The organism is Pseudomonas parakoreensis, assembly GCF_021602155.1.
In the GTDB taxonomy this organism is placed as follows: Bacteria; Pseudomonadota; Gammaproteobacteria; order Pseudomonadales; family Pseudomonadaceae; genus Aquipseudomonas; species Aquipseudomonas parakoreensis.
On record NZ_BQHY01000016.1, the window covers coordinates 1 to 13502 of the forward strand.

Sequence of the window (13502 nt, forward strand, 5' to 3'; positions counted from 1 at the left end):
AAGCGATCTGCCGTCGAAAACTGCGTAACTCGTTGAATCTCAAGGAGTTTTCCGTTTCGACTGCGCCGGAAGTGGGGCGAATTATAGACCTCCAGAATCTGCCGTCAACCGTTAATTTCAGTTTTCTTTCAACAACTTACAGACCGGTTAAAAAACACACAGCTGCGCCTATATAAGTTGGAAAAACCACTCCCTCTATATAGAGGAGTATTTCAAAGGACCCCATCAGCCTTGAGCAACTCCACGGCGCCAGCGCCCATACCCAACACCCGCTGCAGAACCTCCAGCGTATGCTCGCCCAATAAAGGAGGCGCGCGACGGTATTCGACAGGCGTTTGCGACAGCCGGATCGGACTTGCCACCTGCGGGACCATTCCTGCCAGTGCGTGCGGCAGCTCTATCGCCAACCCACGCGCCTTCACCTGCGGATCGTCAAACACCTGGGACAGATCATTGATCGGCCCACACGGCACGCCCGCCTGCTCCAACTGCGCCACCCATTCGGCGGTGGTCTTGAATACCGTTGCCTGACGAATCAGCGGAATCAACACCGCGCGGTTAGCCACCCGCAGCTTGTTAGTCGCGAAACGCGGATCGTCCGCCCACTGCGGCTGTCCAGCCACCTCGGCAAACTTGCGGAACTGGCCGTCATTGCCAACGGTAAGAATGAAATCACCATCAGCCGTCGGGAAGTCCTGATAAGGCACGATGTTCGGATGCGCATTGCCCAGACGCTTGGGCGCATTGCCCGTAGTCAGGTAATTCATCGCCTGATTGGCCAGGCAGGCGACCTGCACATCCAGCAAAGCCATATCGATGTGTTGCCCGCCGCCATCGTGATCACGATGAGCCAGCGCTGCCAGAATCGCCACCGTCGAATACAGACCTGTAAGGATGTCCGTCAGCGCTACCCCCACCTTTACCGGCCCGGCGCCTTCATCACCTTCAGGGCGACCGGTCAGGCTCATCAGCCCGCCCAGCCCCTGGATCATGAAGTCGTAACCGGCGCGCTTGGCATACGGCCCGGTTTGACCGAAGCCGGTGATCGAGCAATAGATCAGGTCCGGATTGATCGCCTTCAGCGACTCGTAGTCCAGACCGTAGGCGGCCAGCCCACCGACCTTGAAGTTCTCGATCAGGATGTCCGACTTCGCCGCCAGCTCACGCACGAGCTGTTGACCTTCAGGCCGAGTGAAGTCGATCGTCACCGATTGCTTGTTGCGGTTGGCCGACAAGTAGTAAGCCGCCTCGCTGGTGTTCTCCCCATAAGCGTCCTTGAGGAAGGGCGGCCCCCAGGCGCGCGTGTCATCGCCATTGCCCGGACGCTCGACCTTGATCACCTCGGCGCCAAGGTCGGCAAGTATCTGCCCGGCCCACGGCCCGGCCAGCACGCGCGATAAATCCAGTACCCGCAGATGCGACAGCGCGCCCATGGTCGCTCTCCTGTTAATAGAACGCCTGCAGACCGGTTTGCGCGCGCCCCAGGATCAACGCGTGAACGTCGTGAGTACCTTCATAGGTATTCACCACTTCCAGGTTGACCAGGTGACGGGCCACACCGAACTCGTCGGAAATACCGTTGCCCCCCAACATGTCACGGGCCATCCGGGCAATATCCAGCGACTTGCCGCAGGAGTTACGCTTCATGATCGAGGTGATTTCGACCGCCGCAGTGCCTTCATCTTTCATGCGCCCCAGACGCAGGCAACCTTGCAGTGCCAAGGTGATTTCGGTCTGCATGTCGGCCAGCTTCTTCTGGATCAGCTGAGTCGCGGCCAATGGGCGACCGAACTGCTGACGATCAAGGGTGTACTGGCGAGCGGTGTGCCAGCAGAATTCGGCAGCGCCCAACGCGCCCCAGGAGATGCCGTAGCGCGCCGAGTTGAGGCAAGTGAACGGACCTTTCAGACCACGCACGTCGGGGAAGATGTTCTCTTCCGGTACGAAAACGTTGTCCATGACAATTTCGCCGGTGATCGATGCGCGCAGGCCAACCTTGCCGTGAATCGCCGGTGCGCTCAGGCCCTTCCAGCCTTTCTCCAGGACAAAGCCACGGATGTCGCCGGCATCGTCTTTGGCCCAGACTACAAATACGTCGGCGATCGGGCTGTTGGTGATCCACATCTTGGCGCCGGTCAGGCTGTAACCGCCGTCGACTTTGCGCGCACGTGTGATCATCGCACCCGGATCGGAACCGTGGTTGGGTTCGGTCAGACCGAAGCAGCCGATCCATTCGCCGGACGCCAGTTTCGGCAGGTATTTCTGTTTCTGCGCTTCGGTGCCGAATTCGTTGATCGGCACCATCACCAGCGAGGACTGTACGCTCATCATCGAACGGTAGCCGGAGTCGACGCGCTCCACTTCACGGGCAATCAGACCGTAGCTGACGTAGTTCAGACCGCTGCCACCGTATTGCTCAGGGATGGTCGCGCCGAGCAGACCGACTTCGCCCATTTCGCGAAAGATCGCCGGATCGGTTTTCTCATGGCGGAAAGCTTCAAGCACGCGTGGCGCCAGGCTCTGCTGAGCGAACTGGGCGGCGGTGTCACGGATCATGCGCTCCTCTTCGGTGAGCTGTTGATCCAGCAGCAAGGGATCGATCCAGTTGAAGCTAGCTTTACCGCCCATGAGTGTGTCCTCGCAAATCGGTGAATTAACGTGGCATTGATCCTAGGCCCGCTTCGCCAACGCGGCAAACGAGGATTTCGCATCCTGTTGTGCTAATTTCTCACTCCGAAACGTCGCTGAATGCCTTTTATGCGGCGCATTAGTGAGGTTGACGTACATGCGCAGGAAGATACCCAGCACCACAGCCCTGATTAGCTTCGAAGCCGCCGCTCGCCACGAAAGCTTTACCAAGGCCGCCGAAGAACTTTCACTCACCCAGGGCGCCATTTGCCGACAGATTGCCAGCCTTGAGGAGTTCCTCAGTGTGGAACTGTTCCGACGCTCGCGACGCGGTGTGAAGCTGACAGAAGCGGGGCTGTCCTACAGCCGTCGGGTGGCCACGCAACTCGATGCCGTCGAGCGCGACACGCTCTCGGTCATGGGTCAACAGGGCACCAACGTGATCGAACTGGCGGTAGTGCCCACTTTCGGCACGCAATGGCTGCTGCCACGGCTCAAGGATTTCCAGCTCAAGCACCCGGAAGTGACAGTTAACCTGACCAACCGCACCCGCCCGTTCCTGTTTGCCGATACTGATTTCGACGCGGCGATCTACTTCGGCGACGCCGATTGGTCGGGTACCGAATCCCACAGACTGATGGGCGAAAATCCGATGCCGGTGTGCAGCCCTGCCCTACTCGGCAATAGAACGCATCTGACGGCTGACGAGATCGCCGAACTGCCGTTGCTGCAACAAACCACTCGCCCTTACGCGTGGCGCCAATGGTTTAACTCACAGCACCTGAACATCCCCCGCGACATGACAGGCCCACGCTACGAGCTATTCTCCATGCTGGCCCAGGCGGCCATGCACAACATGGGTATCGCACTGATTCCGCCGTTCCTGATTCAACGCGAACTGGCCGAGAAACGCTTGGTGATCGCCAACCCGGATGCACTCTCCAGCATCAAGGCGTATTACCTGATGATTCCGGAGCGCAAGGTCGAATCGGCGTCACTCAAGGCATTTCGCGATTGGCTGGTCAATCAGGCAAACAGCTACAGCCTAGAAGGATAAAGGCTTACAACAATTACTAACCCGGTAGTCAGGAAATCCAAAGCCCTACAGATATAAGTATTTGTCGCAAAATCGCAGACTGTATCCGAAAGTCGTACAGACGTCCCACAAGCGCCTGCTGACGTGGCTTTGAGCCCCTATTGACGACTCATTACGTCCTATTCACGTCGCCGATGAGAATTTTTTTCAGATTCGGCCAGAATCCTTGTAAGGCACGGCCTACAAGGGATTCAACTGGCCATCTGCGACATTCGGTCACGGGATGACTTGTAGTTAATTTTCCGTCACCCGTCATAATCCCTTGAAGGGCATAAAGTTCGCCTGCAAAATGCCGCGCCCCGCCCTGATTTGGCGGGATCGTGCTGATCGGCCGCCCCAGTCGCACCATCCGCAGTGCCTGGGTTTACTCAATAAGATCACGCAGGAGATTTGACGTGCACATTGGTGTTCCTCTCGAAACCCAGACCGGTGAAACACGGGTTGCTGCAACCCCGGAAACCATTAAAAAGCTGATCAGCCAAGGTCATAAGGTCACTGTGCAAACCGGCGCCGGCGTCAAAGCCAGCGTTGTCGACAGTGCCTATGAAGCGGCGGGCGCAACCATTGGCAGTGCCAGCGATGCGTTCGGTGCCGAGCTGATTCTCAAAGTAGTCGCCCCCAGCGACGCCGAACTGGCGCTGATAAAGCGCGGCGCGGTGCTGGTTGGCATGCTCAACCCCTTCAATAACGAAACCATCGCCAAAATGGCCGAGTGCGGGATTACCGCGTTCGCCCTGGAAGCGGCGCCGCGTACGTCTCGGGCGCAGAGTCTCGATGTGTTGTCGTCGCAGGCGAACATTGCCGGCTACAAGGCTGTGTTGCTGGCCGCGCACTACTATCCGCGCTTCATGCCGATGCTGATGACCGCTGCGGGTACCGTGAAAGCGGCGCGTGTGCTGATTCTTGGTGCCGGCGTGGCCGGGCTGCAGGCGATTGCCACGGCGAAACGTCTGGGCGCGGTGATTGAAGCGTCTGATGTGCGTCCGGCGGTGAAGGAACAGATCGAATCCCTCGGCGCCAAGTTCGTTGACGTACCTTACGAAACTGACGAAGAGCGCGAATGCGCGGTCGGTGTCGGCGGTTACGCGCGACCAATGCCGGCGAGCTGGATGCAGCGTCAGGCCCAGGCTGTGCACGAGCGCGCCAAGCAGGCCGATATCGTCATCACCACCGCCCTGATCCCGGGCCGCAAGGCACCGACGCTGTTAAGCGCAGACACCGTGGCACAGATGAAGCCGGGCTCGGTGGTAATCGACCTCGCGGCAGCCCAGGGCGGCAACTGCCCGCTGACCGTCGCCGATCAGGTTGTGGTCGAGAACGGCGTGACCATCGTCGGCCCGACCAACCTCGCCGGTGAAGTCGCCGCCGATGCTTCGGCGCTGTACGCCCGCAACCTGCTGGACTTCCTCAAGCTGGTGTTCACCAAAGAAGGCCAGTTCGACGTCAACCTCGAAGACGACATCGTCGCCGCGTGCCTGATGTGCCGCGACGGCCAAGTCATCCGCAAAAACGCCTAAGCAGGGATTCAGACGATGGAAGAGCTTATCTCCCCCGGTATCTACAACCTGATCATCTTCGTGCTGGCGATTTATGTCGGTTATCACGTGGTCTGGAACGTTACACCCGCGCTGCACACGCCACTGATGGCGGTGACCAACGCCATTTCGGCGATCGTAATCGTCGGCGCCATGCTCGCTGCTGCGCTGACCGTCACACCGCTGGGCAAGACCATGGGCACCCTCGCCGTGGCACTGGCTGCGGTCAATGTGTTCGGTGGCTTTCTGGTCACCCGCCGCATGCTTGAGATGTTCAAGAAGAAAGCCCCGAAAGCAAAAGAAGAGGCGCCGAAGTAATGAGCATGAATCTCGTCACGACGCTCTACCTGATCGCGTCGATCTGCTTTATCCAGGCCCTCAAAGGCCTGTCGCACCCAACCACCTCGCGGCGCGGCAATCTGTTCGGCATGCTCGGCATGGCGCTGGCCATTCTCACCACCATCGGCCTCATCTATAAGCTGGGTGCCGAGCTTGCAACTGCCGGTATCGGCTATGTGATCGTCGGCCTGCTGATCGGCGGCACTGCCGGTTCGATCATGGCCAAGCGCGTCGAAATGACCAAGATGCCGGAGCTGGTCGCCTTCATGCACAGCATGATCGGTCTGGCGGCGGTGTTCATCGCCATTGCTGCGGTGGTTGAGCCGCAATCGCTGGGCATCGTCAAGCAACTGGGTGATTCGATCCCGGCAGGTAATCGTCTCGAACTGTTCCTCGGTGCGGCGATCGGTGCGATCACCTTCTCCGGTTCGGTGATCGCCTTCGGCAAGCTGTCGGGCAAGTACAAGTTCCGCCTGTTTCAGGGTGCACCAGTACAGTTTACCGGTCAGCACAAACTGAACGCGGTACTCGGTCTGGCGACGCTGGTGCTGGGTGTGACCTTCATGCTCACCGGCAACCTTGCCGCGTTCGCGCTGATGCTGGCCTTGGCGTTCGTGATGGGCGTGCTGATCATCATCCCGATCGGCGGCGCCGACATGCCGGTGGTGGTGTCGATGCTCAACAGCTATTCGGGCTGGGCGGCAGCGGGTATCGGCTTCTCGCTGAACAACTCGATGCTGATCATTGCCGGCTCGCTGGTGGGTTCGAGCGGTGCGATCCTCTCGTACATCATGTGCAAGGCGATGAACCGTTCCTTCTTTAATGTACTGCTCGGTGGTTTCGGCAATACGGCCGACGCAGGACCTGCCGGTGCGAAAGAAGCCCGTCCGGTGAAATCCGGTTCGGCGGATGACGCGACCTTCCTGCTGACCAACGCCGACACCGTGATCATCGTCCCGGGCTACGGCCTGGCGGTGGCCCGCGCGCAGCATGCGTTGAAAGAGCTGACCGAGAAGCTGACCCACCGTGGCGTGACCGTGAAGTACGCGATCCACCCGGTGGCCGGTCGCATGCCTGGGCACATGAACGTCCTGCTCGCCGAGGCCGAAGTGCCTTACGACCAGGTGTTCGAGATGGAAGACATCAACTCCGAGTTCGGCCAAGCCGACGTGGTGCTGGTGCTCGGCGCCAACGACGTGGTCAACCCCGCCGCCAAGAACGATCCGAAATCGCCGATTGCCGGCATGCCGATCCTCGAAGCGTTCAAGGCCAAGACCATCATCGTCAACAAGCGCTCGATGGCCAGCGGCTATGCGGGTCTGGACAACGAACTGTTCTATCTGGACAAAACCATGATGGTGTTCGGCGACGCGAAGAAAGTCATCGAAGACATGGTCAAAGCGGTCGAGTAATCCTCCGCAGTAGCACCGGACGCCCCGACTTGTCGGGGCGTTTTCGTTTGCGCAAAGCGTCGGACAATTTGCCGCGTTGTTGCAGATCCGGTAACGGTGTTTTACTTCAAACCCGCTAAATAGACGCCTCGTTTGCGACCTTGGTAGCGGGACAGACGCCCGCGAAATTCACTAGACTGCGCATCCTGCTACTCGCTTCCCGAGATAATAATCCATGTACCGTGACCGTATTCGCCTGCCTTCGTTGTTGGATAAAGTGATGAGCGCCGCCGACGCAGCCGCTCTGATTGAAGACGGCATGACCGTCGGCATGAGCGGCTTCACCCGCGCCGGCGAAGCCAAAGCCGTCCCTCACGCACTGGCCGAGCGAGCCAAGGTCACGCCGCTGAAGATCAGCCTGATGACCGGCGCCAGCCTGGGCAACGACCTCGACAAACAGCTGACCGAGGCCGGCGTGCTGTCGCGACGCATGCCATTTCAGGTCGACAGCACCTTGCGCAAGGCAATCAACGCCGGCGAAGTGATGTTCATCGACCAGCACCTGTCGGAAACCGTCGAGCAACTGCGCAACCAGCAACTGAAGCTGCCAGACATCGCGGTAATCGAAGCCGTGGCCATCACCGAGCAGGGCCACATCGTGCCGACCACTTCGGTGGGCAACTCGGCAAGCTTCGCGATTTTTGCCAAACAGGTAATCGTCGAGATCAACCTGGCGCACAACGCCAACCTAGAAGGCCTGCATGACATCTATATCCCGACCTACCGCCCAACGCGCACGCCGATCCCATTGGTTAAAGTCGACGACCGTATCGGCAGCACCGCAATCCCGATCCCGCCGGAAAAGATTGTCGCCATCGTCATCACCCAGCAGGCAGATTCGCCGTCCACGGTGTCGACCCCGGATGTCGACACCAACGCCATTGCCGAACACCTGATCACCTTCTTCAAACAAGAAGTCGATGCCGGGCGCATGACCAACAAGCTTGGCCCGCTGCAGGCCGGGATCGGCAACATTGCCAACGCGGTAATGTGTGGCCTGATCGATTCGCCGTTCGAAGACCTGACCATGTATTCCGAAGTACTGCAGGACTCGACCTTCGACCTGATCGACGCCGGCAAGCTGAGTTTCGCTTCGGGCAGCTCGATCACTCTGTCAGAGCGGCGCAACAGTGATGTGTTCGGCAATCTTGAGAAGTACAAGGACAAACTGGTGCTGCGCCCGCAGGAGATCTCCAACCATCCGGAAGTGGTGCGTCGTCTGGGCATCATCGGCATCAACACTGCGCTGGAGTTCGACATCTACGGCAACGTCAACTCCACCCACGTCTGCGGCACACGGATGATGAACGGCATCGGTGGTTCCGGAGACTTCGCGCGTAACGCACACCTCGCGGTGTTTGTGACCAAGTCGATCGCCAAGGGCGGGGCGATTTCCAGCGTGGTGCCGATGGTCAGCCACGTCGACCACACCGAGCATGACGTCGACATCCTTGTGACCGAAATCGGTCTGGCCGACCTGCGCGGCCTGGCCCCGCGGGAACGTGCCCGGGTGATTATCGATAACTGCGTACACCCCGATTACCGCAAGGCGCTGAATGACTACTTCACCGCCGCCTGCGCCATCGGCGGTCATACCCCGCACATCCTGCGCGAAGCCTTGAGCTGGCACATGAACCTGGAAGAAACCGGTCGCATGCTCGCGGTGTAATTCGTACAGTCAAACCGCTGATGCAAACACAGTTTGTGTCAGCGGTGTTTTCATCCTTCCTATTCGACAAAAACTGTACTGCTGTACTGGTTGTTTCCTACGGCTTTTGCCTACTCTCTCCCTCAATTTGAGCATAAATGCACCACAAAAGTGCAGACAGGTACAGTTTGCTCAATTTTGACCCATACACCATCTATAAACAGTTAACTGGTCACTCACAATACAGTTGAACTGTATCTAGAGAGACTAGGCAAACGAGAGGATCATGGGCACCAGTTAAACCACTACCTGATCCCGCCACAAGCGGAAGGATGTCAACCATGGAACGTACACTCAGTTCCGAACTGTTCTTCGAAGACAAAGCTGCAAAAACCCAGGCTTCCCTGCCTCTGCGCGTTATCGCCAACCTGATGTTGTGGCAGCGCCGCATCTCCAGCCGCCACCAACTGGCTCGTCTGGATTCGCGTCTGCTGGCTGACGCCGGTATCAGCGAAGCACAACGCTACGAAGAGTTGAGCAAGCCGTTCTGGCGCTAAGTAGCGTCGCTGGCTCTGGTCGCTAGACCCACCGCCAGCAACCCGAATTGAACACACAAGACCCGTCGCGGGAAACCGCGACGGGTCTTGTCGTTTCAGGGTTCGAAAGGCCCGTACAGCAGGTTGTTCAAACAACAGGTACAGTTCTAAATAATCAAAATCTGAACCAGTACAATTCTTCATCGGTGTATCTGTCGGCAAAACTGCATCGGGCGCAGCCTGTCCTTAACCCTCCTCGGCTTAAGGAAAATGCCATGAAAGACTTACAGGATGTTTCGACAGCGTCGATTCAACCCCTCGTTCACTCGCACCTGCTGCGGCGCCTGGTTCGTAGCCTGTGGCAGGGATTGGAGCGCGCCAGGACGCGGCGTCTGTTGGCCCAGCTGGGGCAGCGCGACCTCGCGGATCTGGGTCTGAGCCACGCCGATCGGCTCAACGAACTGGAGAAACCCTTCTGGCGCTAGCATTCTGCCCACTGTCCGAACCTTGCGCGCAGGCCTAATATCCATGGCAGAACGTGGCGAATCTTCTGTAACCCGCGTCTGAGTCTCAGACACAAGCCACCTCTCAATACGGTTTACTATCAGGAGATACACCATGTCCCGTCTTCGCCTGCTCAGCGCTGCCGCCTTGCTGGCCGTGGCTGCCAACGCCAGTGCCTCGAGCTTCATCGTCACCACCGACGCCGTGGTTGGCGCGCTGAAGTCCTCCTCGGACGCCACGTCCGACGTCAGCTCTTCGCTGCGTGACAACAAGGTCGTGATCGCCGCCCGTGACGACGCAGCCAGCTTCGTCGCCAGCGAAGGCCAGATCCGCGGCGTCAAACTGGAAAGCGCCCTGGACCTGATCCGCCACCAGGCACCACAACTGAACGCGACCGACTTCCAACTGGCGCAAGCCATTCTGGCGATCTGATCAGACGTTGCCGGACGGGACACGCCAGTCGTGTCCCGATGTTTCGCCACTGGCTCTGGCCCGGGCATTACGCTAGCCTTGAGACTCGCTAACCGTTATCGAGTCCCATGCGTTTTCTGACCAACCTGCTTATCCCTTGTGCCTTGTTCAGCGCCTGCTGGGCGACGTCGGTCGATGCCTTTGATGTCTCCACGCAAAATACTGTGGTGACGGTATGGGCCACCGGAATGGTGTCTTCCGCGCCATTCGACCGTAAACTGATCATCGCCGCTCACGATGACGCGGCGGCGTTTGTCGCCAGTGACGGCGAATTGCGCGGCGCGCAGCTCGAATCCGCCCTGCATTACCTGCGCAAATCCCGACCAAAACTTCATGTCAGCGACCTTGAACTGGCACAGGCAATTCTCGTCCAATAGTTATCCTGATCCCTAGTCATCATTGCCCTCCGGAGTCGTTCCATGCGTAGCCCGCTGATTGCTGCCGCCCTTGGCCTGTTTTTATTGGCCGACGTGGCCCAGGCGCACACCCTGGTAGCCACCAGTAACATCATCGTTCGTGCCTCCCAGCGCACCATCGATTTCACCTCCGATACCACCACGTCGATTCGCGATTCGAAAATCATCCGCGAAGCCCATGACGATGCCGCCAGTTTTGTTGCCACCAACGGCGATATCCGTGGTGCGCACCTGGAAGCCGCCCTCAACACCTTGCGCACGCGAGTGCCGGAAGCCCGCGACGCCAGCGATCAGGTGCTCGCCGAAGCCATTCTTGCCCTGTGAAGTCACTCGGCGCCTGGCTACTGGCCGGGGCGTTGTTGCTGCTTGGCAACAGCGCCCACGCCAGCCTGCAACTGCGGCTCAAGACCGACGGCCTGAGCCCCGCCCAGCAACAGGCCAGTCAGGCGCTGCTCGATGAAGCGATGCAGAAGCTGCCGCCCAGCTTCGTCGAACAGCTGGACCGGCGCATCGACGTCGGCTGGTCCGACGACATGCCCGGCAACGCCTACGGCCAGGCGACCCTGGTTGCCGAACTCGACCTGAACCGCAAACTGCTCGCCGGCCTCACCGACGGCAGCGCGGCCAAAGAAAAAACCAATCGCCCTCACGGCACCGTGCGCCAGGAACTGCTGGCAACCGTGTTGCACGAGCTCACCCACATTTATGACCGCGCGCGCCTGTGGCCCACCGCCGAGCGCACGCTGATCCAACGCTGCACTCGCCGCAGCAACAGCGCCGGCCTGATCGGCATTCCCGACGAGTGTCGCGGCCAGACCGAACGCCGCTTCACCCTCAGCGATGACCCGCGCCTGCTCGACCTCGCCGGCTGGCAACAGTACGTCGGGCGGCGCGGCGAGCGTGAACAGCACAACCGCCAGGTGGCCCGCAGCCCGGATCTGTACGAGATTTCCAGTCCGAAAGAGTTTGTCGCGGTCAACATGGAGTATTTCCTCCTCGACCCGAGCTACGCCTGCCGCCGTCCTGCGCTCTACCGCTACTACAAGGAGCGCTTCGGCTGGGCACCACCGGCCAGGGACACCTGCAGCAACACCTTCGCCTTCCTCAATGCCGGCAACGACTTCGCCAAACAGCCACTGGGACAGGTCGATCCGGAGCGGGTGTATGCCGTCGACTACCTGCTGGCCGAAGCCAACCAGAATTGGGTCAGCCGCTGGGGCCACAGCATGCTGCGCCTGGTGATCTGTGCGCCGGGACGACCACGGGGCCCGGATTGCCGGCTCGACCTCGACCAGCATCTGGTGTTGTCGTACCGCGCATTTGTCGGTGACGTGCAGCTGTCGAGCTGGGACGGACTGGTCGGCAAGTACCCGTCACGGCTATTCGTGCTGCCACTCGCCCAGGTCATCGACGAATACACCAAGACCGAACTGCGCAGCCTCGCTTCGGTACCGCTGAACCTGTCGCGCAAGGAAATTGCAGAGGTGGTCGAACACGCCGCCGAGATGCACTGGAGTTACGACGGCAACTACTTTTTCCTGTCCAACAACTGCGCCGTGGAAAGCCTCAAGCTGTTGCGCAGCGGCAGCAATAACAAGCAACTGATTGGCCTGGACAGCATCATGCCCAACGGTTTGCTTGAAGTGCTCAAAGGCCGTGGCCTGGCCGACACCAGCGTGCTCGACAATCCCAAGGAAGCTCTGCGCCTGGGTTATCGCTTCGATTCGTTCCGCGATCGCTATCAGGCGATGTTCGATGTCTTGAAGAAGCAGTTGCCGATCAAACAGACCACCGTCGAGGACTGGCTATCGCTGTCTGCCGAAGAACGCCGGCAGTGGTTCGAGCGCGCAGACCTGCGCACCAGTGCAGCGTTGTTGCTGTTGGAACAGGCGAGTTATCGCCGCCAGTTGCTGCTGGCCCAGGATGAGGTCAAGCAACGCTACCTCGGTGCCCGGGAGCTGGAGAACGGTGGCATGGACAAGGCCAACGCAACCCTGCAGGAAATTCTCGCCAACAGTGGCTTCCTCAGTCGTCCGGCGGAACTGCTCGACAGCCGCGGTTACGGTTTGCCGCAACCGAGCGAGTTCAAGCGCCTGCAGGACGAAAGCAGCCAGCGCCAGAAGCAACTGCTGGCGCTGAGCGGTGATCTGGACAAGGAAGTGCGCAAGTTGCTGGAGCCCAAGCGAGCGGCCGAGATTGCCGCCAGTGAAGCCAACGTGAAGCAGATCGGCGAGCATCTGCGTAAATTGCACAAGGCCTCCGGTGGACTGGAATTGCCCTGAGACAGAAGGCTGGAATTGAATCCTGTGGCGAGGGAGCTTGCTCCCGCTCGGCTGCGCAGCAGTCGCAAATTGGCTGACTGCCGAATGTTCAGGGCCGCTCCGCGCCCCATCGGGAGCAAGCTCCCTCGCTACAGATGACCGTGTCAGATCAGTACAAAACACCGTCCAGAATTTCGTAAACGATCCCGGTACCCACCGCGATCAGCACAATGTCCCCACCGGCCCGGCGCCACTCATAACCCGGATACACCGGCAGACGGCTCAGCGCCCGCCCGTCCAGCCGCTCGCCATAGTAACCGTGCGGCAACGGTCGGCCGCGTTCCAGATGGATGCCCGGCGGTGGCGGAGCGCCACGTACGAAGTAGCCGTGGTTGTCGCGAATGGTCTGCCGCACCGGGCCGAAGTCGTGTGGCGGGCCACCACGGTGATCGTTCTGCGGACCACGGTGATCGTCACCACGGTTATCGTAGTGGCCCGGTTGCGGGCCGCCGTGGTCATGATCATCGCGTGGATCGGCGCTGGCCAGCAGCGGCGTCGCGCTGAGCATCAGCACGCCCAGCCCGGCAATCAGACGTTTCGGCATTTTCATCGGGTCT

At 59.7% G+C, this 13502-nt stretch carries 14 protein-coding genes; 11 read left to right on the top strand and 3 right to left on the bottom strand.

Going from position 1 to position 13502, the window contains the following annotated elements; genetic code table 11:
• Nucleotides 1–212: 212 nt before the first annotated feature.
• Together L6D63_RS22195 and L6D63_RS22200 are read right to left on the bottom strand one after the other, a co-directional pair.
• On the bottom strand, nucleotides 213–1433 hold the full coding sequence (locus L6D63_RS22195; protein ID WP_047297499.1) for a CaiB/BaiF CoA transferase family protein: 1221 nt from the start codon (nucleotides 1431–1433) through the stop codon (nucleotides 213–215).
• Between the two features lie 13 nt (nucleotides 1434–1446).
• Nucleotides 1447–2628, bottom strand: coding sequence for an acyl-CoA dehydrogenase (locus L6D63_RS22200; protein WP_003220420.1), 1182 nt, complete (start codon nucleotides 2626–2628; stop codon nucleotides 1447–1449).
• A 157-nt stretch (nucleotides 2629–2785) separates the two neighbouring features.
• Here L6D63_RS22200 and L6D63_RS22205 point away from each other — a divergent pair, with 157 nt between their 5' ends.
• From L6D63_RS22205 to L6D63_RS22255, 11 genes are all read left to right on the top strand, one after another.
• On the top strand, nucleotides 2786–3685 hold the full coding sequence (locus L6D63_RS22205; RefSeq protein WP_047297498.1) for a LysR family transcriptional regulator: 900 nt from the start codon (nucleotides 2786–2788) through the stop codon (nucleotides 3683–3685).
• A 434-nt stretch (nucleotides 3686–4119) separates the two neighbouring features.
• Nucleotides 4120–5241: a Re/Si-specific NAD(P)(+) transhydrogenase subunit alpha gene (locus tag L6D63_RS22210; RefSeq protein ID WP_095667887.1), complete on the top strand. Its 1122-nt coding sequence runs from the start codon at nucleotides 4120–4122 to the stop codon at nucleotides 5239–5241.
• A gap of 15 nt (nucleotides 5242–5256) precedes the next feature.
• Entirely contained in the window at nucleotides 5257–5577 is a 321-nt protein-coding gene (locus tag L6D63_RS22215; protein WP_003220416.1) for an NAD(P) transhydrogenase subunit alpha part 2, read from the top strand.
• On the top strand, nucleotides 5577–7010 hold the full coding sequence (locus L6D63_RS22220) for an NAD(P)(+) transhydrogenase (Re/Si-specific) subunit beta (RefSeq protein ID WP_047297496.1): 1434 nt from the start codon (nucleotides 5577–5579) through the stop codon (nucleotides 7008–7010). Before L6D63_RS22215 ends, L6D63_RS22220 begins: the two co-directional genes overlap by 1 nt.
• Nucleotides 7011–7224: 214 nt before the next feature.
• Nucleotides 7225–8718: an acetyl-CoA hydrolase/transferase family protein gene (locus tag L6D63_RS22225; protein ID WP_047297495.1), complete on the top strand. Its 1494-nt coding sequence runs from the start codon at nucleotides 7225–7227 to the stop codon at nucleotides 8716–8718.
• Nucleotides 8719–9038: 320 nt separating this feature from the next.
• Nucleotides 9039–9254 (top strand): DUF1127 domain-containing protein, encoded by a 216-nt coding sequence (locus L6D63_RS22230; protein WP_003220409.1) that lies wholly within the window; start codon nucleotides 9039–9041, stop codon nucleotides 9252–9254.
• A 254-nt stretch (nucleotides 9255–9508) separates the two neighbouring features.
• Nucleotides 9509–9718, top strand: a complete 210-nt coding sequence (locus L6D63_RS22235) for a DUF1127 domain-containing protein (protein ID WP_047297494.1) — start codon at nucleotides 9509–9511, stop codon at nucleotides 9716–9718.
• A gap of 133 nt (nucleotides 9719–9851) precedes the next feature.
• A complete protein-coding gene (locus tag L6D63_RS22240; protein ID WP_007962831.1) occupies nucleotides 9852–10169 on the top strand; it encodes a DUF2388 domain-containing protein in 318 nt (105 codons plus the stop codon).
• A 107-nt stretch (nucleotides 10170–10276) separates the two neighbouring features.
• Complete coding sequence (locus L6D63_RS22245; RefSeq protein WP_041074725.1) at nucleotides 10277–10585, top strand: DUF2388 domain-containing protein; 309 nt, start codon at nucleotides 10277–10279, stop codon at nucleotides 10583–10585.
• Nucleotides 10586–10627: 42 nt separating this feature from the next.
• Nucleotides 10628–10948 carry a DUF2388 domain-containing protein gene (locus L6D63_RS22250; protein ID WP_007911662.1) on the top strand — a complete coding sequence of 107 codons (321 nt, stop codon included), beginning with the start codon at nucleotides 10628–10630 and terminating at the stop codon, nucleotides 10946–10948.
• Nucleotides 10945–12906 (top strand): DUF7844 domain-containing protein, encoded by a 1962-nt coding sequence (locus L6D63_RS22255; protein WP_131671834.1) that lies wholly within the window; start codon nucleotides 10945–10947, stop codon nucleotides 12904–12906. Before L6D63_RS22250 ends, L6D63_RS22255 begins: the two co-directional genes overlap by 4 nt.
• Before the next feature lie 148 nt (nucleotides 12907–13054).
• Here L6D63_RS22255 and L6D63_RS22260 read toward each other — a convergent pair whose 3' ends face one another.
• Nucleotides 13055–13495, bottom strand: a complete 441-nt coding sequence (locus tag L6D63_RS22260; RefSeq protein WP_047297491.1) for an anti-virulence regulator CigR family protein — start codon at nucleotides 13493–13495, stop codon at nucleotides 13055–13057.
• Nucleotides 13496–13502: the final 7 nt, after the last annotated feature.